The organism is Streptomyces sp. Ncost-T10-10d (genome assembly GCF_900091955.1).
In the GTDB taxonomy this organism is placed as follows: domain Bacteria; phylum Actinomycetota; class Actinomycetes; order Streptomycetales; family Streptomycetaceae; genus Streptomyces.
The window spans coordinates 40,211-65,300 of the sequence record NZ_FMDF01000100.1 but is presented as its reverse complement, the minus strand read 5'-3'; the positions used below and the strand labels follow the sequence as shown (position 1 = coordinate 65,300).

Genomic DNA, 25,090 nt, shown 5'->3' with positions numbered 1-25,090 from the left:
GGCGCAGGTGAGCCGTCAGGCGTTCCGGTTCCCGGTTCGGCCGTGCGATCGGTCGATCCGTTGCCGCCGGCCGTGACCGGGGTCCGGCTGGAGAAGTCGGCCGACGACACCCGCGTGTACCGGGTGGGCGAGAAGGTGACGTACACGTACACCGTCACCAACACCGGTTCCCAGGAGCTGACGGGGGTCGGGGTCACCGACGACCGGGTGGCCCGTGTGATCTGCGGGGCGACCACGCTCGCCCCGGCCGGGCAGTCCGGCGACAGCACCACCTGTACCGGCACCTACCGGGTCGCCGACGCCGATGCCAAGCACTGCAAGCCCAAGCCCAAGCCCAAGCCCAAGCCCAAGCCCAAGCCGAAGCCGAAGCCGTGCCGCGGCAAGAAACCCTGCCACTCGAAGTGACACGACCTCCGCACAGGTGACCGAACGGACCACGGGCACCCGCCACCACCCGGTGGCGGGTGCCCGTCCGGTTTCCGGTCAGTGCCGTCCTGACAGCCGGTCCGCGGCTTTCGCGATGGGGTCCGTGCCGGGGCGGGGCGAGGTGAGTTCGCGGCGGTCGGCGGTGCGGTAGGCGGCGTACATGCCATGGACGCCGAGCCAGCGGAAGGGTTCCGGTTCCCAGCGGCGGACCCGGTGGTTGACCCAGGGCAGCGTGGTCAGGTCCGTGGGGCCGGACTGACCGGAGTCCTGCTGGATCAGGTCGCGCAGGGTGCGGGCGGCGAGGTTGGTGGTGGCGACGCCGGAGCCGACGTAACCGCCGGCCCAGCCGAGGCCGGTGGAGCGGTCGAGGGTGACGGTGGCGCACCAGTCGCGGGGGACGCCGAGGACGCCGGACCAGGCGTGGTCGATGCGGGCGGCCCCGGTGGTGGGGAAGAGGCGGACGAGGATGTCGCGGAGGGCCTCGATGGTGGCGGGCTGGGTGCGCGCCGTGTCGTTGAAGTGGGCGGCACCTGAGCCGTACCGGTACGGGACGCCGCGGCCGCCGAGTGCGATGCGGTCGTCCGCGGTGCGCTGGGCGTACATGTAGGCGTGGGCCATGTCGCCGAGGGTTTCGCGGCCGTCCCAGCCGATGGTGTCCCACACGGACCGGGGGAGCGGCTCGGTGGCGATCATCGAGGAGTTCATGGGGAGCCAGGTGCGCCTCTGGCCCTTGAGGTTTGCCGTGAAGCCCTCGGTGCAGCGCAGGATGTACGGGGCGCGGACGGTGCCGTACGGGGTGTGGGCGTGCTTGGGCTCGATCTCGGTGACGGGCGTCGACTCGTGGATGGTGACGCCGAGCGCCTCCACGGTCGCGGCGAGGCCCTTGACGAGTTTGACCGGGTGCAGGCGGGCGCCGTGCGGGGTCCAGGTGGAACCGACGGCTCCGGTGACGTTGATGCGTTCGCCGGTCTCGCGGGCGCCGCGCAGGACGCGGTCCTTCTCGCCGAAGGCGATCTCGACGGAGTGGAAGTCCTTGAGCCGGGCCAGCTGGGCGGGGGTGTAGGCGACTTCGAGCACACCGCCCTGGTGGATGTCGGCGTCGATGTTCTCCTCGGCGGCCACGCGGACGACCTCGTCGACGGTGTCGTTCATCGCCTGCTGGAGACGGACGGCGGCCTCGTGGCCGTGGAGCTTGGCGTAGCGGTCGCGGCCCGCGATGCCGTTGTACAGCCAGCCGCCGTTGCGCCCGGAGGCGCCGTAGCCGCAGAACTTGGCTTCGAGGACGGTGATGTTGAGGAAGGGGACGGCCTTCTTGAGGTAGTAGGCGGTCCACAGTCCGGTGTATCCGCCGCCGACGATGCAGATGTCGGCGGTGGCGTCGCCGGGGAGGGGTTCCCGGGGGATGGGGGTTCCTTGGTCCGCGTACCAGAACGATATGCCGCCGTTGACGGTGCTGACGGTGCTCATGTTGCCCCTGCTTTGTCCGGTGTGAAGCCGTGCCTGAGGTCGTGCTTTCTCTGGGGCGGGACGTTACTGCGCCGGAGGGGTTTTCGTCTTCGGCCGGGACCGGGTCAGCGGGTAGCAGGCGAGGCCGATGAGTACGGAGGTGAAGTGGCCGAGGTCGGTGAAGGTGCGGCCGGTGATGAGCGGGATGCCGTAGAAGACGAGCACGGCGAAGAGGTACACGTACCGCCAGGGCGCCGGGACGCGGTACGTGAGGACCGCGACGACGCCCGCGAGCGCGTAACTGACCCCGACATCGAGCGTGTTGGCGGCGGCCGGCGGTACGTGTCCGTGCCGGATGGCCCAGGCCAGGACGCCTTCGCTGGCGAGGGTGGCGAGGACATGGGCCGCGATGACGACGGCGAGCCAGCGCAGGGTGCCGAGCCAGCGTTCGGCGGGGGCGTGGAAGACGGTGTAGAGGACGGCGTAGGGAGCCCAGTGGCCGCCGTCGGTCCAGAAGGCGCTGCTGATCAGTACGTGTACGGGGTCCCGGGAGAGTTCGTGGATGTTGGTCGAGTGCTGGCGCAGGAAGTCCTCTTCGAAGTCCGGTGACATCTGGTGGACGATGACGTCGGTGACGAAGAGTGCAGCCAGCCAGATGTAGGTGCCGGGTGCGCTGCGAATCCATGAGCCGACGCTGCGGATCCACGAGCCGGCGGTGGTGCGCGGCCGGGTGGGCGGGGCGGGGCTGCTCGGAGTCATATCCGATTGATGCACGGCTCTACGATCGTCCGCGTGATCGACATTCCGGACGGGCTGATCGACACCCGGTCCAAGTGCAACGGGGCGGCAGGGCGGGCCTTTCTCGCGGCGCTGCCGCGCCGGGCGGCCGAGTTCCTGGACCGGTGGGGTCTCCGGCGGGACGGTGAGGCGTTCCATGGGTTGTGCGCGCTGGTGCTTCCGCCGGGGCGGCTGCTGCAGAACGGTCTGTGGGCTGTGACGGACGGGGAGCGGCGGCCGGAGCCGGATCAGGCCGAGATCGCACGGCAGCTGCTGGGGCGGGGTCGGTGGGGTGCGAGCCCGTGCCTACGCTGCCCTCATGATTCGTACCGCTACCCCCGCTGATGTCCCTGTCATCCACGCCATGATCCGTGAGCTGGCCGACTACGAGAAGGTCCTGCACGAGGCGAACGCCACCGAGGAGCAACTGCACGAGGCACTGTTCGGTGAGCGGCCCGCCGCGTACGCGCACATCGCCGAGTCGGACGACGGCGGCGAGGCCGTCGGCTTCGCGCTGTGGTTCCTGAACTTCTCCACGTGGCGCGGGGTGCACGGCATCTACCTGGAGGACCTGTACGTACGTCCGGAGCGGCGCGGCGGCGGGCACGGGAAGGCGCTGCTGTCGGAGCTGGCGCGGATCTGTGTGGAGCGCGGCTACGAGCGCCTGGAGTGGTCGGTGCTGAACTGGAACACCCCGTCCATCTCGTTCTACGAGTCGCTGGGCGCGCGGCCGCAGGACGAGTGGACGGTGTACCGGCTGACGGACGGGGCGTTGTCGAAGCTCGGGGAACGGCCCGGCGGAGAGTAGGCCCTCGCCGGGTCAAGGGATCAGGACGACCTTGCCCGTCGTGCCCCGGGTCTCCAGGGCGCGGTGGGCGGCGGCTGCTTCGGCGAGCGGGAAGCGCTGGACCGCGGGGCGGAGCCGGCCGGAGGCCGCCTCGGAGAGCGATCGCGTTTCGAGGGCGCGCAGGCCGCCCGCCTTCGCCATCATGACGGGGCCGAGCACGCTCTCGGAGGTGATGCCGCGTTCGGCGAGTTCGTCGTCGGTGAAGGTGAGCGGTGCTCCGTCGTGGAGCCCGGCGCCGGACCAGCCGAACACGATGTGCTGCCCGCCCTTGCCGAGGAGGTCGACGGCGGCGCGGCCGGTGGTTCCCCCGACGGAGTCGTAGACGACGGTGGCGTGACGGCCGAGTCCGTGCAGATGGGTGCGGACCTGCCGGGGCCAGTCGGGGAGGGTGTAGTCGACGGCGAGGTCGGCGCCGTTCGCCCGCACGGCGGCGACCTTGGCGGGGCCGCCGGCGAGGCCGATGACGGTGGCCCCGGCGTTCTTGGCGTATTGCACGATCAGGGTGCCGATGCCGCCCGCGGCTGCGGGGACGACGACGGTCGAGCCGGGGCCGAGGTCGGTGAACTGCAGGATGCCCAGGGCGGTGCGGCCGGTGCCGATCATGGCGACGGCTTCGGCTTCGTCGAGGCCGTCCGGGACGGTGTGCAGCTTCTCGGCGTCGACGACGGTGAGTTCGGCGTAGCCGCCCGGGACCATGCCGATATGGGCGACGACGCGCTTGCCGAGCCAGCCGGGGTCGGTGCCCTCGCCGAGCGACTCGACCCGGCCCGCGACCTCGCGGCCCGGGATGGTCGGCAGCTCGACGGGGGCCGGGAACGGGCCCGTCATGCCTTCGCGCAGGGCAGTGTCGAGAAGGTGCACGCCCGCTGCGGCGACGGCGATACGGACCTGGCCGGGGCCGGGTACGGGGTCGTCGGTCCGCTCGTAGGTGAGGTTCTCGGCCGGACCGAAGGTGTGGAGGCGGATGGCGTGCACGGTGAACTCCCCGTTGGTGTGGGCCTGTGGGCTTGGGTCCTTGGCCCTGTGCAGCCACCCTCCGACCTCAAGCCTGCTTGAGGTCAAGCCCTGCCGTGGAGGTGCGGGCAGTGGTCCGGTTCTCGGAAGCCTTGAGGGCGAGCAGTGCCGCCTCGATTCCGCTGTTGAACGACACCTCGCTGAGCAGTCCGGGCGCGGCGACCTGGTCACCCGCGAGGTAGATGCCGTTGCCGCGGTCGATGGCGGGCCGGTCGCGCCAGGTGGTGCCGGGCCGGTCGACCGCGCCGGTGCGGCCGGAGGCGAGGGCCTCGCGCCGCCATACGGTGCGCTCGCGCCAGCCCGGGTGGCCGAGGTCGAGCAGCTCCTCGGCGCGGGCGATGCCGATGGCCCGGGACTCGCCGGGAGCGAGGGGGAACTGCCCCTGGACGAGCTGTTGTCCGGCGGGTGCGAGGGTGCGGTCCTGGGCACTGAAGCGTTCGATCCAGCCGGGGGCGTCGAGGTCGGACACGGCGAAGGCGTCGCCGCGCCGGGTGCGCAGGGCCAGGTCGATGAGCGCGGTTCTGCCGCTGTCCCAGGTCAGTGAGGGGTCGCGGAGGAGGGTGCGGGCCGCGTCGAGGGAGGTGGCGACGATCACCGGACCCTGTCGGGTCAGGGTGTCGAGGGTGTCGGGGTCCACGCGCGCCGCCGTCTCGATCCGGACGCTGAGGTTCCAGGCGCGGGCCGCCATCCGGTCGATGACCTGTGCCCAGCCGCCGACGGGGTAGCGGGCCTCGGGCGGCAGCGCGGCGGCGCGGCGCAGCCGTTCCTGGACGAATGAGGCGGAGAGCGCACCGGGGTCGTGGTGGTAGAGCGCGACGGCGGCGTAGTGCGCGGCCGCGCGGGCGCCCGCCTCGCCGACCTGTCCGATGGCCCAGGTGCGGAAGTCGGCGTCGACGGGGGCCTGTTCGGCGCGGCGGCGGCTGAGGCGGAGGAGGGCGAGGGGCGGGGTGCGGCGCAGGGTGCCGTCGAGGCGGAAGCGGAGCCGTGCGCCTTCGAGGGGCGGGAGGGTGGCCACGGGGCCCAGGAGGTTGCGCCGGTCGAGCCAGGTCCAGTGCGGTCCGCGGCGGTAGAGGGCGTGGGGTCCTTCGTTGGTGCGGTACGGGCCTTCGGCGGTCCTGGCCCGTCCGCCGAGGGTGTGGTGGGCCTCGTGGACGGTCACCAGGGCGCCGGACTCGGCGGCGGTGATCGCTGCGGTGAACCCGGCGAGGCCGCCGCCGATGATGTGGATGCGCTGCATGGTCCCGGTCTCCTTCGCTGAAGGGCGCTGCTGTGTACGGGACGGCTCGCGGCGCTGGTTTGTGACATCGGCGAGGGGGCGTTGTCAGTGGGGTGGGTCACGATGGGGGCATGGTGCGCAGCAGGAAGACGGACACGATCGCAGCGGCACGGCGGCCGGAGGTGCGGCTCCCGCCGCTCGTTCCGTACGACGGGGGAGGACTGGAGCCGGACGGGGACTACGACGGTGTGCGGTTCGACCGGACGGATCTTGCGGACGAGTCCGGTCCGGGGGCCCGTTTCATGGACTGTGCGCTGGACGGCTGCGCACTGGACCGTACGGAGTTGGTCAGGGCCCGTTTCATCGACTCGGTGCTGACGGGTGTACGGGGTGTGGGCACCGATCTCGCGGGGGCATCGCTGCGCGACGTGGAGGTGGTGGACGCACGGCTGGGCGGGGTGCAGTTGCACGGTGCGGTGCTGGAGCGGGTGCTGGTGCGCGGCGGGAAGATCGACTACCTGAATCTGCGGAAGGCGCGGCTGAAGGACGTGGTGTTCGAGGGCTGTGTGCTGTCCGAGCCGGATTTCGGGGATGCGCAGCTGGTGCGGGTGGAGTTCCGCGACTGTGTGCTGAAACGGGCCGACTTCACTTCCGTACGGATGGAGTCGGTGGATCTGCGGACGGTCGCGGAGCTGGACATCGCCCGCGGGGTGGAGCGGCTGGCGGGTGCGGTGATCAGCCCGTCACAGCTGATGGAGCTGGCCCCGGCGTTCGCGGCGCAGATCGGGGTGCGGGTGGAGGCGTAGCCCGCCGGGGCCGGGTCAGATACGGGGGAAGCGGGCCTGGAGGTCCCAGATCACCGGGTTGTCGGCGAGCCCTTCGTGCATGTCGGCGAGGTCGGCGATCAGGTCGTGCAGGAAGTCGCGGGCCTCGCGGCGCAGCAGCGAGTGGCTGAAGGTGAGCGGGGGTTCGTCGCCGGGCATCCAGTCGGCCTCGACATCGACCCAGCCGAAGCGGCGCTCGAAGAACATCCGGTCGGACGACTCGGTGAAGTCCAGCTCGGCGAACTGCCGCCGGTGTGAGCGGTTGCCGCGCGGGTCCTGGTCGATCTGCTCGACGATGTCGCACAGCGCCCACGCGAAGTCGAGCACCGGCACCCATCCCCAGGCTGTGGACACTTCGCGGTCCGCCTTGGTGTCCGCGAGGTAGACGTCCCCGGAGAACAGATCGTGCCGCAGCGCGTGGACGTCCGCGCGGCGGTAGTCGGTCTGCGGGGGATCGGGGAAGCGTCGGGAGAGGGAGTAGCCGATGTCGAGCACAGTTCGATGGTGTCATGCCCGGTGACGGGGGCCGACACCGTCGGGTGGGGCCGCTGCGCCGCAGGGCCCCAGGAGTCCGGCAGCACACCCTCCTAGGGCAGCAGCCGCTGCTCCTTCGCCACGGCTACGGCGCCCGCGCGGGTGTCGACGCCGAGTTTGTCGTAGATGCGGCCCAGGTGGGTCTTGACCGTGGCCTCACTGATGAACAGGGCGCGGGCGATGTCCCGGTTGCCCAGGCCCTGGGAGAGCTGGGCCAGGATGTCGAGTTCCCGGTCGGTGAGGGTGGGCCGGGGCTTGCGCATCCGGGCCATGACGCGGCTGGCCACGGGCGGGGAGAGCGTGGTGCGGCCCTGGGCGGCCGAGCGGATCGCGGCGAAGAGCTCCTCCGGGCGTTCGGCCTTCAGCAGGTAGCCGGTGGCGCCCGCCTCGATGGCGCGGGTGATGTCGGCGTCCGTGTCGTACGTGGTGAGGACCAGTACGTGGACGCCGGTGGCGGCGATGCGGCGGGTGGCCTCGACGCCGTCGATGCCCTCGCCGAGCTGGAGGTCCATCAGGACGACGTCGGGGGTGAGCTTGGCTGCCAGGGCGACGGCCTCCTCGCCGCTGCCGGCCTCGCCGACGACCTCGATGTCCGGTTCGCTGCCGAGGAGGGCGAGCAGCCCTGCGCGTACGACGGCGTGGTCGTCGCAGAGCAGGATGCGTACGGGCGGCGCGGTCATGCGGGGGCCTCCGGGGCGGTCGTCGGTGCGGGTGCGGGTGTGAGGGGGACGGCGGCGGACAGGACCGTACCCTCGCCCGGGGCCGACTCGATCGTCAGCGTGCCGCCGAGCTGGTGCAGCCTGGCGCGCATCGCGGGCAGCCCGTGGCCGCGCACACCACCGGTGGGTCCGGCGCGCTCGGCGGGTGTGAAGCCCCGGCCGTTGTCGGCGATGTCCAGGACGATCCGGTCGTCGAGATGGGTCAGCGTCAGCGCCGCCTCCGTCGCGTGTGCGTGTTCCTTCACATTGGCCAGTGCGCCCTGCGCGATGCGCAGGAGCGCCGACTGCACCCGGTCGGGCAGCGCGGTGTGCTGCTCTCCCTCCACATGGCAGCGGACGGTGAGCCGCCCCTGCGCCTGGACCGTCTCGCGTGCGGCCAGTGCGTGCAGGGCGGCCTCCAGGCCGCCGCCCTCCGCGAGATCGGCCGGGGCCAGGTCGTGGACGAAGCGGCGGGCCTCGGCGAGATTGCGTTCCGCGATGCCCGTTGCCGTACGGACATGGCGGCGGGCCGTCGCCGGGTCGGCGTCCCATGTGCGGTCGGCGGCCTGGAGCAGCATCTGCTGGCTGGACAGGCCCTGCGCGAGAGTGTCGTGGATCTCCATCGAGAGCCGCTGGCGTTCTGCGAGGGTTCCTTCGCGGCGCTCGGTTGCGGCCAGTTCGCGGCGGGTGCGCAGCAGGTCGTCGATCAGTTCGCCCTGCCGTTCGGACAGTTCGCGCTGACGCACGGCCTGACGCTGCATATGGACGAAGACCGCCGTCGCGACCGCCGCCACCGCGGGCGGGGCGAGCACCAGGTTCGGGTCGAATCCGTCGGCCAGCCGCAGCTGCGCGGCGACGACGAACACAGTGAGCAGAGCGACGAGCGCGAGTGCGGCGCGTGGTGGAAGGATCCGCAGTCCGGTGTAGAAGAGCGGGACCGCGCACCACGCGAAGCTCGGGGCGAGGACGACCAGCACCATCCATACGGCGACCAGCACCCCCAGCCACACCACGCTGCGTGGCGTCGGACGCGAACCGAGCACCGGCCCGAGCACGTACAGCAGGGCCAGGGCGACGGAGAGCGCGATGATCCACGGGGTGCGGGCCTCGCCCGGGTGCCGCAGCAGGAAGCGGGCGAGCGAGGCGCCGAGCAGCAGGAAGAACGCGGCGTGCATCAGGCGCGTCAGCCATCGGGCATCCGGGTCGCCGGCCCCGGTTGTGCCGTTCCTGCTTTCGCCGAAGGCGCCGGTCCGCCCTGCCACGGTGCCGTCGGTTTGCCCCGTGACCGTGCCGGGCGTCGGCCGGGTTCGGTGCTCCACCTCGTACCCCTCGCTCCTCACCATCGCCATCGGCGCTGCTGACCTGCGCAGATACGTCCATGGTCACCCCGGATGACCACCCCCGCATCAACCGATCGGCCGATGGGGCCGTCGACCGTACCGCGCGTGGCGTCGAGCCGGTTCGTCGACCGTACGGCGCCGGACGCGGCCGGAGGATCGATGACAGAGCCGAACAAGCTCATCCGCCGACCCCGCTGTTGAAGGAGCCCACCATGAAGAAGCTGTCGCTGCGCACTCGCGTCCTGACCGGTGCCGTTGCCGCCGCCGCCCTCGGCGCCGGAACCTTCGGTGCCATGTCCGCCAACGCTTCCACCCCGGCCGCCGCACCCGCCGCGGCGGTCGCCGCCGACACCGCGAACCGGCACCTCCAGCAGACCACCCACCTGACCGTGGCCGCCGCCACCAAGGCCGCGCAGGCCACGCTCGACGCCGCGGAGAAGGAGAACCAGCGCGTCTCCGTCGCCGTCGTCGACCGCAACGGCAACACCGTCGTGACGCTGCGCGGTGACGGCGCAGGACCGCAGTCGTACGAGTCGGCCGTGAAGAAGGCGTACACCGCCGTCTCCTGGAACGCGCCCACCTCCGAGCTGGCCAAGCGCCTGGAGCAGGCCCCGAACCTCAAGGACATCCCCGGCACCCTGTTCCTCGCGGGCGGCGCCCCGGTGCAGGTCAAGGGTGCCCCGGTGGCGGGCATCGGAGTGGCCGGGGCCCCCAGCGGCGACCTCGACGAGAAGTTCGCGAAGGCCGGCGTCGCCACTCTCGCGAAGTAGGACCGACCGGCACATGGGGGCCGCCGTGCCTGCACAAGCGCATTCGGACATTTCGCGCCTAGGATCACTTGTGTGGATCAGCGAACATCTGTACGCCGCACGGCACGCGCTGCCCTCGCCCTGCTGGTTCTGACGACGTCCGCAGCCTGCGCCGGCGGTGTCGATGGCACCCCCGGCGCCGCCGGTCTGCGCGACCCGTACTTCCCGAAGCTCGGCAACGGCGGCTACGACGTCACGCACTACGACCTCGCCCTCGACGTCGACCCGGCCGCTCACCATCTGCGCGGCACGGCCACGATCACCGCGCGCGCCACCCAGGACCTCAGCGCCTTCAACCTCGACCTCGCCGGGCTCACCGTGCGGTCCGCGACCGTCGAGGGCCGCCCTGCCGCGGTCAACCGGGCGGGGCACGAGCTGACGCTGCGCCCCGACGCCGAGATCGAGAGCCGGCTCCACAAGGGCAGGACGTTCCGTACGGTCGTCCACTACTCCGGCTCCCCGCAGACCCTCACCGACCCCGACAAGTCGAAGGAGGGCTGGCTGAGAACGGCGGACGGATCGGTAGCGCTCGGTGAGCCGACCGGTGCCATGGCCTGGTTCCCCGGCAACAACCACCCGAGCGACAAGGCGTCGTACGACATCGCCGTGACCGTTCCCAAGGGCCTGACGGCCGTCTCCAACGGCGAGCTGACATCCCGCGGCACCTCGGGCACCACCACCACGTACCACTGGCACACCGCCGAACCGATGGCGAGCTATCTCGCGACGGTCGCCATCGGCCGCTTCGACACGAAGACGTCGACCACCCCGGACGGCATCAAGGTGTTCACCGCCGCGGACTCGAAGGTGGCGGCGGACAGCGCGCGGGTTCTCGCCCGGGTTCCCGAGATCGTGAAATGGGAAGCGGAACGTTTCGGCCCGTACCCCTTCTCCGCCACGGGTGCGATCGTCGGGCGACCCGGGGACGCCGGATATGCGCTGGAGACCCAGAACCGGCCGTACTTCCCGGGGGTGCCGGACGCCGGACTGCTCGTCCATGAGATGGCGCACCAGTGGTTCGGGGACTCCGTCACGCCCAAGAGTTGGCGGGACATGTGGCTCAACGAGGGCTTCGCGACCTACGCGGAGTGGCTGTGGGAGGCCGACCACGGGGGCGACCCGGTACAGAAACGGTTCGACGCCGCCTTCGACGACGACGACAACTGGGCCTTTCCGCCCGCCCATCCGCCGACCGCCGCGGACATCTCGCAGGCGCCGGTGTACGGGCGCGGGGCGATGGTCGTCCACAGGATCCGGCAGGCTGTGGGCGACGACGAACGCTTCTTCGCGCTCGTCAGGGGCTGGACGCGGGCCCACCGGCACGGCAACGCGTCGACCGCCGACTTCACCGCCTATGTGGAGAAGGCGACCGGTCAGGATCTGACGGCGCTGTGGAACACCTGGCTGTACGGCGGGAGCCGGCCCGCCTCGAAGGGCTGACCGGCTCCCGCGTGCAGCAGTGGGGCTACTTCACATTGACGCCGCTCCAGGCGGCGTCGACTGCCGCGAGCTCGGCGCTGTCCGCCCCGTACAGGTCGGTCGCCGCCTTCTCGGTCGCCGTGCGGGCGGCCGCGTAGTCGGTGGTCGACGTCATGTACTCGGAGAGGGCCTTGTACCAGATCTGGACGGCCTTGTCCCGGCCGATGCCGGTGACCGTCGAGCCGTCGATGGTCGGGGAGTCGTAGTCGACGCCGTTGATCGTCTTCGCGCCGCTGCCCTCGGACAGCAGGTAGAAGAAGTGGTTGGCGACACCGGAGGAGTAGTGCACGTCGAGGTCGCCGACGCTGCTGTCCCAGTAGTCCGCGGAGCCGCCGTCCTTGCTCGGCTTGTCCATGTAGCGCAGCGGGGTGCCGTCGCCGTTGATGTCGATCTTCTCGCCGATGAGGTAGTCGCCGACGTCCGTGCTGTTGTCGGCGGCGAACTCCACCGAGGTGCCGAGGATGTCGCTGGTCGCCTCGTTCAGGCCGCCGGACTCCCCGACGTAGTCGAGGTTGGCGGTGGACGCGGTCAGGCCGTGGCTCATCTCGTGACCCGCGACGTCGAGAGCGGTGAGGGCGCTCTTGTTGTCGGCGCCGTCGCCGTACGTCATGCAGAAGCAGCTGTCGTCCCAGAACGCGTTGACGTACCCGTCGCCGTAGTGGACCCGCGAGTACGCGGCCTTGCCGTCACCGGCGATGCCGTCGCGGCCGAACGCCGACTTGTAGAAGTCCCAGGTCTGCGCAGCACCGTAGGCGGCGTCGACGGCGGCGGTCTGGCGGTCGTTGCCGGTGCCGTCGCCCCAGGTGTCGTCGTCGTCCGTGACGAGGTCACCGGTGCCGCTCTCGCCCTGGTTGAGGTCGTACGTCTTGTGGCCGCCGCGGTCGCCGTCGGTCAGCTCGAAACCGGAGCCGGCCGCGGTGGTCGTCAGGTCGACCTGGCCGCTGTACTGGCTGTTGCCGACGCCGGTCTCGATCGCCTCGTAGCTCTGGAGCTTCTTGCCGGTGGTCGCGTCGGTGATGATGTGCAGCCTGCTCGGCGTACCGTCCTTCTGCACCCCGGTCTTCACCGTCTCGAAGGCGAGGACGGGCTTGCCGCCGCCCGCCCAGATCACCTTGCGGCCGCTCGCGACGGTCTTGATCTTCGGCGTCGTCGAGGGCACGGATATCCGGGCCCGGGTCGCCTTGGTGACGCTCTTGAGCTTTCCGCTGCGGGCGGTGTGGGTGACGAGGTCGCCGCCGATGACCGGGAGGCCGGCGTAGGTGCGCTCGTAGCGGGTGTGGACGGTGCCGTCGGCGTCCTTGATCACATCACGGGCGATCAGCTTCTCCCGGCTGCCGAGCCCGAGGGAGTCGGCGGTCGAAGAGGCGTCGGACTGAGCCGACTTGATGGCGGCTGTGCGCTTCGAGGCGCTGTTCGCGCCGAAGGGGGCGGCGCTGCGAGAGGCGGAGGGGCCGTCATTTCCGTTGTCCGGCGCGGCGCTTGCCGCACCGGTCTGGACGCCGACGACGACCATCGCGGCCACGGCGGCCAGGGCTGCGGCGCGACGGGTGTTCATGTGGGGGGTCATGCGTTCTCCGTTGCTCGTTCCGTGGGGGGTTACGAGCCGAGAGCGTGCCACCGAATGACCACCATTGACGGTGTACTAACAAATGCCTCACATTTTTTTGACCACTTCTTGTCCGAATGGGATGCGCTTGTGTTCGTTATTTGGCGGAGTCCGATAGTGACCGCGGCTCGGAACTCCGCACACGCAAACGCCGCGCACGGTTCCGGCGGTGCGGAGCATGTGCGCGGCGCGTGAAGGGTCGTGGGGCCGGCCCTGACGAGTGGTGGACATCGAGCCGGCCGACCGTCTTCGACCGGCGCGGACGGGCCGCCGTCCTTGCTCGGCCTGCTCGGTGTTGGCTGTGCGGTGATCCGTGACGGTGCGCAGAGTGCTCATGCGCAACGGCCCCGGCTCAAGCCCGGTCGGTGCGCACGCAGAAGCCCCCGGCCGCGCTTGAGTTCCAGCGGCCGGGGGCTTCTGCGTGATGAGCTCCTGCGTCAGATGTTGACGCCGAAGTCCTGGGCGATGCCGCGCAGGCCCGAGGCGTAACCCTGGCCGACCGCGCGGAACTTCCACTCCGCGCCGTTGCGGTAGAGCTCGCCGAAGACCATGGCGGTCTCGGTGGCGGCGTCCTCGCTCAGGTCGTAACGGGCGATCTCCGTGCCGCCGGCCTGGTTGATGATGCGGATGAACGCGTTGCGAACCTGGCCGAAGTTCTGGCTGCGGGTCTCGGCGTCGTAGATCGAGACCGGGAAGACGATCTTGTCGACGTCGGCCGGCAGGCCCGCCAGGTTGACGTTGATCTGCTCGTCGTCGCCCTCGCCCTGGCCCGTGACGTTGTCACCGGTGTGCACGATGGTCTGGTCCGGCGTCGACTTGTTGTTGAAGAAGACGAAGTGGCCGTCGGAGACGACCTTGCCGCCGGGGTTGACCGCGATCGCCGAGGCGTCGAGGTCGAAGTCGGTGCCGGTGGTGGTGCGGACGTCCCAGCCGAGGCCGACCGTGACGGCGGTCAGGCCCGGGGCCTCCTTGGTGAGCGAGACGTTGCCGCCCTTGGACAGGCTTACAGCCATGGGAAGTCCCTTTCATCGTCGATCGCGGGCTTCGTGCCCTCACGAAGCTACCGTCACAGGTCATAACGCGGGCAAGGGACCGGGAGGTTCCTGCTCCCTTTACTTTCTTTACCGAAGTCCCCCGGTCGGCCCGACGGTCCGTACGGTTCGTACGGCAAAAGAAGGTGACGAACGCCCTGTGGGCCGGGGAACATGGGTGCCATGTCCGGGCCCTATGTCATCCGCGGTTCGGTCTCCCTGCCGGAGGCCGAGCTCATGTGGCGTTTCTCGCGGTCCTCCGGGCCCGGCGGGCAGCACGTCAACACGAGCGACTCCCAGGTGGAGCTCCGCTTCGACCTCGCGGCGACCGAGTCGCTTCCCGAGGTGTGGAAGGCGCGGGCGCTCCAGCGACTGGAGAGCAGGCTCGTGGGCGGGGTGATCGCGGTACGGGCCTCCGAGCACCGCTCCCAGTGGCGCAATCGCGAGACGGCTCTCGTACGGCTCGCGTCCCTGCTGGCCGAGGCCACGGCGCCACCTCCCAGGCCACGGCGCAAGACCAGGATTCCGCGCGGCATCAACGAACGCCGCCTGCGGGAGAAGAAGCAGCGCGGCGAGACGAAGCGCGGCCGCTCCGGCCGCGACTGGTGACCGCCGCTCCGGCCGCGACCGGTGGCCGCGCCCGCGCGATGCCGCCCCCTCACCCCAGTTGCCGGTAGCGCCCCCGGAAGTACGTCAGCGGCGATCCGTCCCCGCTCGGCAGGGCCGCGCTCAGCACCCGGCCGATCACCAGCGTGTGGTCACCCGCCAGGACCCGCTGTTCGGTGCGGCACTCCAGCGTGGCCAGCGCGCCTCCGATCAGGGGTGCGTGGCTGATTTCACCCCTTGTGCAGGGGATGTCCTCGAACAGCAGCCGGTCGCTGATCCGGCCCTTCATCGCGAACCGGCCGGCGATGTGCCGCTGGCTCTCGGAGAGTACGGAGACCGCCCACAGCGGCTGCTCCGACAGCAGGTCGTCCATCCGTGAGTCGTTGCGCAGGCTGACCATCACAAGCGGTGGGTCCAGCGACACCGACATGAAGGCGGTCGCCGTCATCCCGACGTCCTCGCCGCGTCCGTTCTCGTCGAGCGGCGGCTCTTCGGCGGTGATCAGCACGACACCGGCGGCCAGCCGGGCGAGGGCGCCTCGGAACTCATCGTTGCTCACCCCCTCAGCATGGGGGATGGGCTCGGAACGCGGGGTGGGGGGCTTCGTCTGCAACACACCGGGCACGCTAGCCGTGGATGCTGTGCCGTCGCATCGGGCCAGGGGACCAGCCTGGTCCTAGGACCCGCGGTCCGTGGCGGCGGCGGCCCGGCACTGCGACGTACGGATGTGCGTTCAAGAAAAGGATGGACCGCATCCGCGCGGCCCTCTGATCTCTTTACCATCTGTTGTGACTTGAGTCACAGAGTGCAATATTTGCTGACCCTGTGTACCGACTGCACAGCTCACTGTGATTCAGTGGCCGTGACACTGAAGCCAGTACGTCGATATGAAACCTGGAGTGCTGTCGAGGTCTCGGGGAGTGCGAGCAATGGAGGCCGAGTCGGAGCCGTACGTCCGTCTAGCGACGATGCGGCAACTGCACCAGGCCGTGGCCGATCTCAATACGGCGCGGAGTCTGGCCGACACGCTGCAGACCGTGGCCGACGGAATCGTCGCCGGTCTCGGCTACGAGCTGGCCTGTGTGAACCTGGTCCGCCCCGACGGTGATCTCGTCGTCGCCGCCTTCGCCGGCAACAGTGCCGCAGAAGCCCTGATCACCGGCCGCGTCGGCACGCGCAGCTCCTGGGAGCGCAGGCTCTCGATGGGCGAGGCCTGGGACGAGCTCCGCTTCATACCGCACACCGACGGCTGGGTCCTCCTCGACGACGACGTACCGCAGTGGCACACCGAGGGGCCCGAACCCCGCTTCGAGGACGAGTGGCACCCCCAGGACCGGCTCTATGCCCCGATGTACGCGTCCGGCGGCGGCCTCGATCTCCTGGGTGTCATTTCCGTCGACCGCCCGCGCAACGGCCGCCGCCCCGGCGCCTGGGGCCGTGAGGCGCTCCAGATGTACGCATCACAGGCCGCCATCGCGATCAGCAACGCCCGGCTGAGAGCAAACATGCAGCGCGCCCTGGTCCGTCTGGAACGTGAGCAGCAGGCGCTGCGGGCCAGCGAGGAATCCTTCCGCCAGGCCTTCGAGTACGCGCCCAGCGGCATGGCCATCGCCGAGATGGGCGGCGACCAGCACGGCCGGCTGCTGCGCACCAACGACGCCCTGTGCCGGCTGCTCGGCCGCCCCGCGTCCGTCCTGCGCCGCTACTCCTTCGCCGACCTCGTCCACCCCGAGGACATCGGCACCCTGCTGCGCACCTCCGCCGAGGGCGGCCGCGCCGAGCTGCGGCTCGGACGGCGGGACGGCACCTACCTCTGGGTCTCGCTGCGCAACTCCGTCGTCGCCGACACCACGGACGGCCCGCGCTTCCTGCTCACCCATGTCGAGGACATAGAGGAGCGCAAGCGCCACGAGCTGCATCTCGCGCACCGAGCCTCGCACGATGCGCTCACCGGCCTGCCCAACAGCGCCGAGCTGCGCTCCCGGCTCGGCTCCAGGCTCTGCGAGCGCCCGCACTCGGTGGCCACCACCGCGGTGGAGGCGCTGGACGCGGCCTACGGCGACGTCGACGATCCGGACACGCGGACGCACGGCTACGACGTGGACTCGGTGCCCGGCGGCCCGTACGACCACCATGTGCATGCCGTCGCACCCGACACCGAGAACGACGACGGGGCGAAGGGCCTCGCGGTCCTCTTCTGCGACCTCGACGGCTTCAAGTCGATCAATGACCGCTTCGGCCACCACACCGGGGACGCGGTACTGATCGAGGTCGCCCGCCGTCTCACCACCTGTGTCCGTGACGGCGACACCGTCGCCCGGCTCGGGGGTGACGAATTCGTCGTTCTCGCCGACGGACTCGGCGCCGCAGATGCCGCGGACCTGGCCGTACGCCTCCGTAACGCCATCATTCCGCCCATTCGGGTCGACGGTCGGGCGGTGCGCGTCGGGGCGAGCTTCGGCATCGGCTGGGCGGAGTGCGGCATGACAGCCGAAGAGGTGCTGCGCTCCGCCGACCAGCGGATGTATGTGGAGAAGCGGTCCCGGGCGAAGGTTCACCGCAGGGCCGGCTGACGTTCACGACGGCGCTGCCCCCGCATCCGCTCGCGGTTCCAGGACGTGCGACGGCAATTCTTGGTGCGGTCCGTTCGGGGTAGGCTCGGCCGGTCGGCCACGGCTGGCGAAATTCGGCGACGGCTGGCGACATGGTGAGGAGTGACCCAGGGATGACGGCCGGGAACAACGGCGCAAGCAAGCCCGAGGACGACGATCCGTTCGGCTACCTGTACGAGGACGGACAGGCAGCAGGCGCCCAGCCGCCACGGCAGGGCGGCTACGGCTACCCGGGGCCGGCGGCCCCGCAGCCCGGCGTGCCCCGGACCTCGTACAACCAGGTGCGGACAGTCGGCGAGCGCCAGTACGGGCAGCAGGTGCCGCACCAGCAGCCGTACGGCCAGCCGAACGCGCAGTACGCCGCCCCGGAGATGTACCCCGGCGGCGCCCCCACCGCGCCTGTCCCGCAGCAGGGCGGCCGCGGCCGCTCCGGCGGCCCCGGCAGGGGCGGCCCGAACACCAAGGGCCTGCTGATCGGCGCCGTCGCGGTGGTCCTGGTCGTGCTCATCGGCATCGGCGCGGCGCTGATCACGGGCGACGGCAACAAGGACAAGAAGAAGGACGAGGCCACCTCCTCCGCCGGACCCGGCGACCAGGTCGAGGAGTCCCCGAAGCCCAAGGAGTCCCCGAGCTCCGAGGCTCCGGTCGAGCTCCCCAAGCAGGACGCGGCGACGCTGAAGCTCGGCGGCACGGCCCAGCTGGACAACACCACCAAGGGTGCGAAGAGCGCCAACGGCCAGTACATCAACCTCAACGAGGTCGGCAGGTCGGCGACCTGGTCGGTCGAGGTGCCGAAGGCCGGTCCGTACACGCTGTTCGTGACGTACGGCGTACCGGGCAAGGACGCCAAGACGTCCCTCACGGTCAATGCCGAGGCTCCCCGCGGCATCAACATGGAGAACTACGCGCACGCGCCGGAGGGTGACCTGGAGAAGGGCTGGACGACCACGTTCGCCTGGCTCAACCTCACCAAGGGTGCGAACACCCTGATGATCTCCTGCAACGAGGGCGATCAGTGTGATGCCAACCTGGACCAGCTGTCGCTGAAGGCCGGTCACGTGAAGCGCTGACCCGTACGTAAGCGGTCCGGCCCCCACGCCTTCGGGTGTGGGGGCCGGACCGCTTTTGCGTGCGGGCCGTCAGCCCATCAGGCTCAGGAACCCCGCCACCGTCGCGGCCATCGCCTCGCGCCCCGGTGCGATGTACTTGCGCGGGTCCACACCCGTGGTGTTCTCGGCCAGGTACGCCCGCACCGCGCCGGTGAACGCCGTGTTCAGCGCCGTGCCCACGTTGATCTTGACCATGCCGGAGGAGGCGACGGCCTGGCGGATCTCGTCGTCCGGGACACCGCTGGAGCCGTGCAGCACCAGCGGGACCGGGACCGCGTCGCGCAGCCGGCCGATCAGCTCGTGGTCCAGGGCGGCGGTGCGCTCGGTCATGGCGTGGGAGGAGCCGACCGCGACGGCCAGCGCGTCCACCCCGGTGTCGCGGACGTACGCGGCGGCCTCGGCCGGGTCGGTACGGACGCCGGGGGCGTGGGCGTCGAGCGGGGCCTCGCCCTCCTTGCCGCCGACCTTGCCGAGCTCGGCCTCGATCCAGATGCCGCGCTCATGCCCCCACGCCACCGCCTCGGCCGTGGCCCGCACGTTCTCCTCGTAGGGGAGCTTGGAGGCGTCGAACATCACCGAGCCGAAGCCCTCCGTGTGCGCCTGGTGCAGCAGTTCCACGGACTCGACATGGTCGAGGTGGAGCGCGAGGGGGGCGCCGGAGGTACGGGCGACGGCGGCGGCCGCGGCGGCGATGGCGGAGAGCCGTCCGCCGTGGAACTTCACGGCGTTCTCGGAGATCTGCAGGATGGCAGGCGCCCCGGCCCGCTCCGCTCCGGCCGCGATGGCCTCCGCGTGCTCCAGCGTGATGACATTGAAGGCGGCGATCCCGCGTCCCTCGGCCTGGGCGGCGGAGACGAGTTCACCGGTGCTGACGAGCGGCATGCTGACCTCTTGTTACTTCTTCGAACCGGCTGAACGCGGGTCCGGGACGGGCGCGGCCTCAGGCCGCCGTGGTGTGTTCCTCGATGCCGACGCGCGGCAGCAGCTCCTCGTACGCCGCGCGGTCGAAGTCACCGGCCGTCGGGGAGAGCACGGTCGCCGTCGACAGTGCCACCGCCCGCCGCAGCCGGTCCGGCCAGCTCAGGCCCTCGACGAGGCCGGACAGCAGCCCGGCCACCGCGGAGTCGCCCGCACCGGTCGGATTGCCCAGGACCTTGGCGGGCGGGGACGCCTGCCAGACGCCGTCGGGGGTGACCGCCAGCATGCCGTCGGGGCCCAGTGACGCGACGACCCCGTGCGCGCCGCGGCGGCGGGCGTCGCGGGTGGCCCGCAGCGGCTCGCGGGAGCCGGTGAGCTGGGCGAGTTCGTCGGCGTTGGGCTTGATCAGGTCGGGGCGGGCGGCGATGCCTCGGCGCAGCGGTTCGCCGCTGGTGTCCAGGAGCACGGGGACGCCGGCGGTGCGGGCCAGGCGGACCAGTTCGGCGTAGGCGCCGACGTGGATGCCGGGCGGCAGGCTGCCGCAGAGGGCGACGGCGTCGGCCCCGGTGAGGAGCTCCTCGTACCGGCCGAGGAGGGCGGTCCATTCGTCGGCGGTGACGAGCGGGCCGGGTTCGTTGAGCTGGGTGGTGTCGCCGGTGGCCCGGTCGACGACGGCGATCGTGCGACGGGTGTTCCCGGCGACGGTGACGAGGGCGTCGGTGACCGGCGCGGCGGCGGGCGTGGCACCGTTCCCGGTCTTCGTGTCCGCGTCCTGCGACGGCAGGCCGGCCAGCAGTTCGCGCAGGACGGCTCCGGTGGAGCCTCCGGCGAAGCCGGTGACTGCCGTCTCGTGGCCGAGGGCGGAGAGCACCCGGGCCACGTTGAGGCCCTTGCCGCCGGGGCGCTCGGACATGTCGCTGACGCGGTGGCTGGCGTGCGGGACGAGCTCCGGGACGCCGTACGTCAGGTCGAGTGCCGTATTCAGTGTGACCGTGAGGATCACCGCGGCCGCTCCCTCGATCCCTGCTCTGGAGCGCGAATCCTTGGACGGAATGCGCTTTCTCTGCCTGTTTCCCAGGCGATCATGTCAAAGAGGCGGCGGTCGGCCCAGGCCTCGGGACCAACCGCCGTCTCTTCGTTACGTATTCGACCCGTTGTCAATAACGGGCCAAATCAACCGATCTGTGGATCGATGATCCATTCGCCCTTGCGCATGACGCCCTTGAGCGTGAACTCCGCGTCCAGGACCACCAGGTCCGCGTCCTTGCCCGGGTCCAGCGAGCCGACCCTGTCGTACACGCCGAGCAGCCGTGCCGGGTTGGCGGAGATGGACTGCACGACATCGCCGACCGGGATCCTGTCGATGGTCACGGCCCGGTGGAACGCGGTGTCCAGGGTGAGCGTGGAGCCCGCGATCGAGTTGCCCTCGACCAGTCGCGCGACGCCGTCCTTGACCTCGACCGCGAGCGGGCCGAGCTGGTACCGGCCGTCGCCGAAGCCGGCCGCGTCCATGGCGTCGGTGATCAGCGCGACGCGGTGGGCGCCCGCGTGGTGGTAGGCCAGCTCCAGGGCGGCGGGGTGCAGATGCGTACCGTCGTTGATCAGCTCGACGGTGACCCGCTCGTCCTCCAGCAGGGCCGCGATCGGGCCGGGCGCGCGGTGGCCGAGGCCGGGCATCGCGTTGTAGAGGTGGGTGGCGACGGTGGCGCCCGCGTCGATCGCCTCGACGGTCTGCTCGTACGTCGCGTCGGTGTGCCCGATCGCGGCGATCACCCCGTGCTCGGCGAGCAGCCGCACCGACTCGATGCCGCCCGGGAGTTCGGTGGCGAGCGTGAACATCTTCGCGGTGCCGCGCGCCGCGTCCATCAGCTTGCGGACCTCGGCCGGGTCCGGGTGGCGCAGCAGATCCTCGCTGTGCGCGCCCTTGCGGCACGGTGAGATGAACGGCCCTTCGAAGTGGATACCGGCCAGGTCGCCCTGCTCGACCAGCTCGGAGAGGACAGCGGCCCGCCGGGTGAGGAAGTCCATCTCGCCGGTGACGGTGGAGGCGACCAGCGTGGTGGTGCCGTGCTCGCGGTGGGTGCGGATGCCAGTGAGGACCTCGTCGACGGTGCCGGAGGTGAAGGACGCGCCGCCGCCGCCGTGGTTGTGCATGTCGACGAAGCCGGGGACCACCCAATGGCCGCTCAGGTCGACGGTCCGGGCGCCCTCCGCCGCACCGCCGACGATCCGGGCGCCCTCGACGACCACCCGGCCGTCCTCGACGGTCCCGGTGGGAAGCACCACCCGGGCACCTGCGAGAACTGTGCTGTCTGCGCGTCCGGCCATCAGGCGGATACCTCCGTGGAGAGAAGATCCCAGGCGAGCAGCCCTGCGCCCAGGCATCCGGCGGTGTCCCCGAGGGCCGCCGGGACGATGTGGGGCAGCTTCTGGAACGTGACACGTTCCTCGACGGCCGCACGGAGTGGTGTGAACAAGGTTTCCCCGGCCTCGGCGAGACCGCCACCGATGATGAGCGCGCTGGGGTCGAGCAGCGTCAGCGCGGTGACCAGCCCGGCGGCGAGCGCGTCGACCGCGTTCCGCCAGACCTCCACGGCCGCCGGATCGCCCGACTCCACGGCCTTCGCGCAGTCCGCGGCGTCCGCCGTCGGATCGCCGGACGCCGCGGCCCAGGCCCGGGTCACCGCGGAGGCGGACGCCAGGGTCTCCAGACAGCCGCGCTGGCCGCAGCCGCAGTCCGGGCCGTCCGGCCGGACCACGATGTGGCCGATCTCGCCCGCGTACCCGTGCGCGCCGGACTCGATGGTGCCCGCGATGCCGATGGCCCCGGCGATCCCGGTGCCCAGCGGTACGAAGAGGAAGCGGTCGGCGCCCTTGCCCGCGCCGATCCGGCCCTCGGCGAGTCCGCCGGTGCGCACATCGTGGCCGAGCGCGACGGGGACACCGCCGAGCCGCTCGCCGAGCAGTTCCCGCATGGGTACGTCGCGCCAGCCCAGGTTCGAGGCGTAGACCGCGATCCCGTTCTCGGCATCGACGATGCCGGGCACGGCGACACCGGCCGCGACGGCGCTTTCGCCGAGGTGCTCCTCGCCGTACGCCCGCAGGTCCGCGGCGAAGGCGAGGATCGACTCCACGACGGCGTCGGGACCGCGTTCTCTGCCGGTCGCCCGCCGTGCCTCGTGCAGCAGGGAGCCGTCGGCCCCGACCAGTGCGGCCTTCATTCCGGTGCCGCCCACATCGAGGGCGATGACGTGTTTCACGGGAAACAGTTTCGCCCGACGAACCCCAAAAGGTCTAGTCCACTATCGCGGTTTGTTGCGTGCCCGTACAAAATCGCGCCAGCGACACCTCCGCAACCGACTCAGGGCCCTTTCGGACGGCTCAGGACGAAAGGATCACGTTGCGCGAGAGGTTGCGCGGGTGGTCCGGGCCGTACCGTTCCTGGGCGGTGAGCAGGAGTGAGTCCTGTCTCACCGGCATGCTCCGAACGGCCTTGGGCGCACCGGCCCTCCGCTTTCGCGTCCTGAGCGGCGACGCATATCCCGTACGGCCACCGCGTCGGCGGCGTCCATGACCGGCGTCTTCGGGGCGGCGGTCAGGGCGACGGTGGTGACCTTGCCGCGCAGCTCGCCGAGGAGCTCCAGCACCTCGGTCGTCGTACCGGACCGGGTGATCGCCACCACCCGGTCGTGCGGGCGCCCGGCCGGGAACTCCGACGAGGGATACGCGTCAGTCTCGCCCTGACCGGCCGCCTCGCGCAGCGCCGCGTACGCGATCGCCATGAACCAGGAGGTGCCGCACCCGGTGACGGCGCCCCGCTCGCCCGGCCGCGGCAGCCCGTCGAACGCCGCCCCCGCCTCTGCGGCACGCCGCCGGCAGTCGGGCTGGGTGGCGATTTCTGATGCGCTACGGGACATGCTGGACGGCTTCTTGCGGCGTGGAACGACAATGATGCGGGCGGTGCGACACAGCAGCGGAGCAAAGGTCTGGGTCATGAAGAACCTTGCGCCGAAACCTACTTAGCGGTCGGCGCAGGTCAAGGGCAATGCCCTCAGGCGCCAACTGGGGGCGGGTCCGGGTGCGTTGCCAAAGCGATACACCGGTGGTGTAGACCTTCGACGAGCGCTCGGGGGAGGATCGCAGCTCACCGGAGGCCCCCACGAGGACGTGGCCGGCGCGGATGACGTTAATGGACGAGGACGGACTGGGCTGTGCAGCGGCGCTACTTGGGACTGACGGCGGCTGTGGCCGCACTGGGATTGACGGCAACGTTGTCGGGATGCGGCGGCAGCGGCAGCGGATCAGGGGATGTCACCCTCAAGCTCGTCGCGGCGGACTACGGCAACAGCGCGGCCAACAGCTCCAGGAAGTACTGGGCCGGGCTCGTGAAGGGTTTCGAAGCGTCCCATCCCGGCATCAAGGTCGATGTCAGCGTCTATTCGTGGAAGGACGTCGACCGCAAGGTCGCCGAGATGGTGAAGAAGGGGCAGGCCCCCGACATCGCCCAGATCGGCGCGTACGCCGACTATGCCAAGGCCGGCAAGCTCTACCGGGCCGACGAGATGCTGAACATCCCCACCCAGGCCAACTTCCTGCCGCACCTCGCCGACGCGGGCAGCGTGGACCAGACCCAGTACGGACTGCCGTTCGTCGCCAGCACCCGACTGCTCTTCTACAACAAGAAGTTCTTCGCACAGGCGGGCCTCGATGCCCCGCAGACCTGGGCCGACATACGCAACGACGCGGCGGTGCTCAAGCAGCGCGGTGTGACGTACCCGCTCGCACTGCCGCTCGGTCCGGAGGAGTCCCAGGCCGAGACCATGATGTGGCTGCTCAGCGGGGGCGGCGGCTACATCGACGACGTCGACTCGTACGAGATCGACTCGGCCGAGAACGTCAAGACGTTCGACTGGCTGAAGACGAACCTGGTCGACAAGGGCCTCGTGGGCCCCGTCGCCCCCGGCAAGCTCGACCGGGGCAAGGCGTTCGACGCGTTCACGCGCGGCGAGGTCGGCATGCTGAACGGTCACCCGACGCTGATGCAGGAGGCCAAGAAGAAGGGCGTCTCCGTGGGCATGGTGCCGCTGCCCGGCATCGGCGGCCCCACAAAGGGGTCGATGGGCGTCGCCGACTGGATCATGGGCTTCAAACAGCGCGGCCACCGTGTGGAGATGGGCAAGTTCTTCGACTATCTGTTCACCGACAAGAACGTCATCGACTTCGCCGACGAGTACGACCTGCTGCCGGTCACCGGCAGCGCTTCCGCAGCGATGGAGTCCGATCCCGAGTACAAGCCGCTGTGGAAGTTCCTGGCCGCGCTGCCGAACTCGGAGTTCTACCCGTTCGGCAAGACGTCCTGGGCGCGGGCCAGCGAGTCGATCAAGGAGAACATCGGCAACGCGGTCGCGCCGAACGAGAGCCCCGAGAGCGTGCTGGGGAAGATCGCACAGGACGCGAGGGCGGCGGAGGAAGCGGAGTAACGGGCGGCGGCTTTCCGTCCGGGCGATATGTTGGCTGATATGACCGCCCCTCCGAATGGCCCCGATGACACGGACGGTCCCGTCGGCCTCTCCGCCAGGGACCGTGCCGTGCTCGCCGTCGAACGGCAGTCGTGGGCCGGACCCGGGGCGAAGGAGCGCGCGATCCGCGAACAGCTCGGCATCTCGCCCACGCGCTACTACCAGCTGCTGAACGCGCTCCTCGACGACCGCCGCGCGCTGGAGGAGGACCCGGTGACGGTGAACCGCCTGCGCCGGGTACGGGATGCGAGGCGGGGGCGCCGCTGAAACCGGCACCCA

The 25,090-nt window shown here is 70.7% G+C and carries 25 protein-coding genes and 1 pseudogene; 11 read left to right on the top strand and 15 right to left on the bottom strand.

Annotated features, from left to right (window positions below):
• Positions 1–42 precede the first annotated feature (42 nt).
• Positions 43–405, top strand: coding sequence for a DUF7507 domain-containing protein (locus tag GA0115254_RS15440; RefSeq protein ID WP_176740136.1), 363 nt, complete (start codon positions 43–45; stop codon positions 403–405).
• 78 nt (positions 406–483) lie between these two features.
• Here the strand turns inward: GA0115254_RS15440 and GA0115254_RS15435 are convergent, their stop codons facing one another.
• Positions 484–1,893, bottom strand: coding sequence for an NAD(P)/FAD-dependent oxidoreductase (locus GA0115254_RS15435; RefSeq protein ID WP_093895855.1), 1,410 nt, complete (start codon positions 1,891–1,893; stop codon positions 484–486).
• 63 nt (positions 1,894–1,956) lie between these two features.
• Entirely contained in the window at positions 1,957–2,631 is a 675-nt protein-coding gene (locus tag GA0115254_RS15430; RefSeq protein WP_093895854.1) for a rhomboid-like protein, read from the bottom strand.
• Between the two features lie 33 nt (positions 2,632–2,664).
• Between GA0115254_RS15430 and GA0115254_RS47575 the strand changes: the two genes are divergently transcribed.
• Together GA0115254_RS47575 and GA0115254_RS15420 are read left to right on the top strand one after the other, a co-directional pair.
• Positions 2,665–2,994: a hypothetical protein gene (locus tag GA0115254_RS47575; protein ID WP_176740135.1), complete on the top strand. Its 330-nt coding sequence runs from the start codon at positions 2,665–2,667 to the stop codon at positions 2,992–2,994.
• On the top strand, positions 2,969–3,457 hold the full coding sequence (locus GA0115254_RS15420; RefSeq protein ID WP_093895853.1) for a GNAT family N-acetyltransferase: 489 nt from the start codon (positions 2,969–2,971) through the stop codon (positions 3,455–3,457). The genes GA0115254_RS47575 and GA0115254_RS15420 overlap by 26 nt, the downstream gene beginning before the upstream one ends.
• 12 nt (positions 3,458–3,469) lie before the next feature.
• Here the strand turns inward: GA0115254_RS15420 and GA0115254_RS15415 are convergent, their stop codons facing one another.
• Positions 3,470–4,471, bottom strand: coding sequence for a zinc-binding dehydrogenase (locus GA0115254_RS15415; RefSeq protein ID WP_093895852.1), 1,002 nt, complete (start codon positions 4,469–4,471; stop codon positions 3,470–3,472).
• A gap of 67 nt (positions 4,472–4,538) precedes the next feature.
• Positions 4,539–5,747, bottom strand: a complete 1,209-nt coding sequence (locus tag GA0115254_RS15410) for an NAD(P)-binding protein (RefSeq protein WP_093895851.1) — start codon at positions 5,745–5,747, stop codon at positions 4,539–4,541.
• Between the two features lie 110 nt (positions 5,748–5,857).
• On the opposite strand from GA0115254_RS15410, the gene GA0115254_RS15405 reads away from it, so the two are divergent.
• A complete protein-coding gene (locus GA0115254_RS15405) occupies positions 5,858–6,532 on the top strand; it encodes a pentapeptide repeat-containing protein (protein WP_176740134.1) in 675 nt (224 codons plus the stop codon).
• Between the two features lie 15 nt (positions 6,533–6,547).
• Here GA0115254_RS15405 and GA0115254_RS15400 read toward each other — a convergent pair whose 3' ends face one another.
• The 3 genes from GA0115254_RS15400 to GA0115254_RS15390 all read right to left on the bottom strand — a co-directional run bounded on the left by GA0115254_RS15400 (position 6,548) and on the right by GA0115254_RS15390 (position 9,125).
• On the bottom strand, positions 6,548–7,045 hold the full coding sequence (locus tag GA0115254_RS15400; RefSeq protein WP_093895850.1) for a hypothetical protein: 498 nt from the start codon (positions 7,043–7,045) through the stop codon (positions 6,548–6,550).
• Positions 7,046–7,137: 92 nt separating this feature from the next.
• Complete coding sequence (locus GA0115254_RS15395; protein WP_093895849.1) at positions 7,138–7,764, bottom strand: response regulator; 627 nt, start codon at positions 7,762–7,764, stop codon at positions 7,138–7,140.
• Complete coding sequence (locus GA0115254_RS15390) at positions 7,761–9,125, bottom strand: sensor histidine kinase (RefSeq protein ID WP_093895904.1); 1,365 nt, start codon at positions 9,123–9,125, stop codon at positions 7,761–7,763. The genes GA0115254_RS15395 and GA0115254_RS15390 overlap by 4 nt, the downstream gene beginning before the upstream one ends.
• A gap of 209 nt (positions 9,126–9,334) precedes the next feature.
• Between GA0115254_RS15390 and GA0115254_RS15385 the strand changes: the two genes are divergently transcribed.
• The gene (locus GA0115254_RS15385; RefSeq protein ID WP_093895848.1) at positions 9,335–9,892 is read left to right on the top strand and encodes a GlcG/HbpS family heme-binding protein; all 558 of its coding nucleotides are present in this window, start codon (positions 9,335–9,337) and stop codon (positions 9,890–9,892) included.
• Positions 9,893–9,964: 72 nt separating this feature from the next.
• Complete coding sequence (locus GA0115254_RS15380) at positions 9,965–11,371, top strand: M1 family metallopeptidase (protein WP_093895847.1); 1,407 nt, start codon at positions 9,965–9,967, stop codon at positions 11,369–11,371.
• A gap of 25 nt (positions 11,372–11,396) precedes the next feature.
• Here GA0115254_RS15380 and GA0115254_RS15375 read toward each other — a convergent pair whose 3' ends face one another.
• Together GA0115254_RS15375 and GA0115254_RS15370 are read right to left on the bottom strand one after the other, a co-directional pair.
• Positions 11,397–12,977, bottom strand: coding sequence for a M4 family metallopeptidase (locus GA0115254_RS15375; RefSeq protein WP_093895846.1), 1,581 nt, complete (start codon positions 12,975–12,977; stop codon positions 11,397–11,399).
• Positions 12,978–13,453: 476 nt separating this feature from the next.
• The gene (locus tag GA0115254_RS15370; protein WP_093895845.1) at positions 13,454–14,029 is read right to left on the bottom strand and encodes a TerD family protein; all 576 of its coding nucleotides are present in this window, start codon (positions 14,027–14,029) and stop codon (positions 13,454–13,456) included.
• Between the two features lie 192 nt (positions 14,030–14,221).
• On the opposite strand from GA0115254_RS15370, the gene arfB reads away from it, so the two are divergent.
• Positions 14,222–14,656: an alternative ribosome rescue aminoacyl-tRNA hydrolase ArfB gene (gene arfB / locus GA0115254_RS15365; protein ID WP_093895844.1), complete on the top strand. Its 435-nt coding sequence runs from the start codon at positions 14,222–14,224 to the stop codon at positions 14,654–14,656.
• 49 nt (positions 14,657–14,705) lie between these two features.
• On the opposite strand, the gene GA0115254_RS15360 is transcribed toward arfB, so the two are convergent.
• Positions 14,706–15,212: a flavin reductase family protein gene (locus GA0115254_RS15360; RefSeq protein ID WP_093895843.1), complete on the bottom strand. Its 507-nt coding sequence runs from the start codon at positions 15,210–15,212 to the stop codon at positions 14,706–14,708.
• A 370-nt stretch (positions 15,213–15,582) separates the two neighbouring features.
• On the opposite strand from GA0115254_RS15360, the gene cdgB reads away from it, so the two are divergent.
• Positions 15,583–17,226, top strand: a complete 1,644-nt coding sequence (gene cdgB, locus GA0115254_RS15355) for a diguanylate cyclase CdgB (RefSeq protein WP_093895842.1) — start codon at positions 15,583–15,585, stop codon at positions 17,224–17,226.
• A 152-nt stretch (positions 17,227–17,378) separates the two neighbouring features.
• Complete coding sequence (locus tag GA0115254_RS15350; RefSeq protein ID WP_093895841.1) at positions 17,379–18,335, top strand: carbohydrate-binding protein; 957 nt, start codon at positions 17,379–17,381, stop codon at positions 18,333–18,335.
• Positions 18,336–18,404: 69 nt separating this feature from the next.
• On the opposite strand, the gene GA0115254_RS15345 is transcribed toward GA0115254_RS15350, so the two are convergent.
• The 5 genes and pseudogenes from GA0115254_RS15345 to GA0115254_RS15325 all read right to left on the bottom strand — a co-directional run.
• Positions 18,405–19,256, bottom strand: a complete 852-nt coding sequence (locus GA0115254_RS15345) for a class II fructose-bisphosphate aldolase (protein WP_093895840.1) — start codon at positions 19,254–19,256, stop codon at positions 18,405–18,407.
• A gap of 58 nt (positions 19,257–19,314) precedes the next feature.
• Positions 19,315–20,295 carry a 1-phosphofructokinase family hexose kinase gene (locus tag GA0115254_RS15340; RefSeq protein WP_093895839.1) on the bottom strand — a complete coding sequence of 327 codons (981 nt, stop codon included), beginning with the start codon at positions 20,293–20,295 and terminating at the stop codon, positions 19,315–19,317.
• Between the two features lie 170 nt (positions 20,296–20,465).
• Positions 20,466–21,620 (bottom strand): N-acetylglucosamine-6-phosphate deacetylase, encoded by a 1,155-nt coding sequence (gene nagA, locus GA0115254_RS15335; protein WP_093895838.1) that lies wholly within the window; start codon positions 21,618–21,620, stop codon positions 20,466–20,468.
• Positions 21,620–22,552, bottom strand: coding sequence for an ROK family protein (locus GA0115254_RS15330; protein WP_093895837.1), 933 nt, complete (start codon positions 22,550–22,552; stop codon positions 21,620–21,622). Before GA0115254_RS15330 ends, nagA begins: the two co-directional genes overlap by 1 nt.
• A gap of 279 nt (positions 22,553–22,831) precedes the next feature.
• A pseudogene (locus tag GA0115254_RS15325) lies at positions 22,832–23,209 on the bottom strand (SIS domain-containing protein); the annotation flags it as partial.
• A gap of 309 nt (positions 23,210–23,518) precedes the next feature.
• Here GA0115254_RS15325 and GA0115254_RS15320 point away from each other — a divergent pair.
• A complete protein-coding gene (locus GA0115254_RS15320; protein WP_093895903.1) occupies positions 23,519–24,772 on the top strand; it encodes an extracellular solute-binding protein in 1,254 nt (417 codons plus the stop codon).
• A gap of 39 nt (positions 24,773–24,811) precedes the next feature.
• Positions 24,812–25,078, top strand: a complete 267-nt coding sequence (locus GA0115254_RS15315; protein WP_093895836.1) for a DUF3263 domain-containing protein — start codon at positions 24,812–24,814, stop codon at positions 25,076–25,078.
• Positions 25,079–25,090 lie beyond the last annotated feature (12 nt).

Coding starts and splice junctions, on each gene's coding strand:
- GA0115254_RS15435 (WP_093895855.1), bottom strand. CDS start 1,893: ATGAGCACCGTCAGCACCGTCAACGGCGGCATATCGTTCTGGTACGCG.
- GA0115254_RS15430 (WP_093895854.1), bottom strand. CDS start 2,631: ATGACTCCGAGCAGCCCCGCCCCGCCCACCCGGCCGCGCACCACCGCC.
- GA0115254_RS15420 (WP_093895853.1), top strand. CDS start 2,969: ATGATTCGTACCGCTACCCCCGCTGATGTCCCTGTCATCCACGCCATG.
- GA0115254_RS15410 (WP_093895851.1), bottom strand. CDS start 5,747: ATGCAGCGCATCCACATCATCGGCGGCGGCCTCGCCGGGTTCACCGCA.
- GA0115254_RS15405 (WP_176740134.1), top strand. CDS start 5,858: ATGGTGCGCAGCAGGAAGACGGACACGATCGCAGCGGCACGGCGGCCG.
- GA0115254_RS15395 (WP_093895849.1), bottom strand. CDS start 7,764: ATGACCGCGCCGCCCGTACGCATCCTGCTCTGCGACGACCACGCCGTC.
- GA0115254_RS15390 (WP_093895904.1), bottom strand. CDS start 9,125: ATGGTGAGGAGCGAGGGGTACGAGGTGGAGCACCGAACCCGGCCGACG.
- GA0115254_RS15385 (WP_093895848.1), top strand. CDS start 9,335: ATGAAGAAGCTGTCGCTGCGCACTCGCGTCCTGACCGGTGCCGTTGCC.
- GA0115254_RS15375 (WP_093895846.1), bottom strand. CDS start 12,977: ATGACCCCCCACATGAACACCCGTCGCGCCGCAGCCCTGGCCGCCGTG.
- GA0115254_RS15370 (WP_093895845.1), bottom strand. CDS start 14,029: ATGGCTGTAAGCCTGTCCAAGGGCGGCAACGTCTCGCTCACCAAGGAG.
- arfB (WP_093895844.1), top strand. CDS start 14,222: ATGGGTGCCATGTCCGGGCCCTATGTCATCCGCGGTTCGGTCTCCCTG.
- cdgB (WP_093895842.1), top strand. CDS start 15,583: ATGGAGGCCGAGTCGGAGCCGTACGTCCGTCTAGCGACGATGCGGCAA.
- GA0115254_RS15350 (WP_093895841.1), top strand. CDS start 17,379: ATGACGGCCGGGAACAACGGCGCAAGCAAGCCCGAGGACGACGATCCG.
- GA0115254_RS15345 (WP_093895840.1), bottom strand. CDS start 19,256: ATGCCGCTCGTCAGCACCGGTGAACTCGTCTCCGCCGCCCAGGCCGAG.
- nagA (WP_093895838.1), bottom strand. CDS start 21,620: ATGGCCGGACGCGCAGACAGCACAGTTCTCGCAGGTGCCCGGGTGGTG.
- GA0115254_RS15315 (WP_093895836.1), top strand. CDS start 24,812: ATGACCGCCCCTCCGAATGGCCCCGATGACACGGACGGTCCCGTCGGC.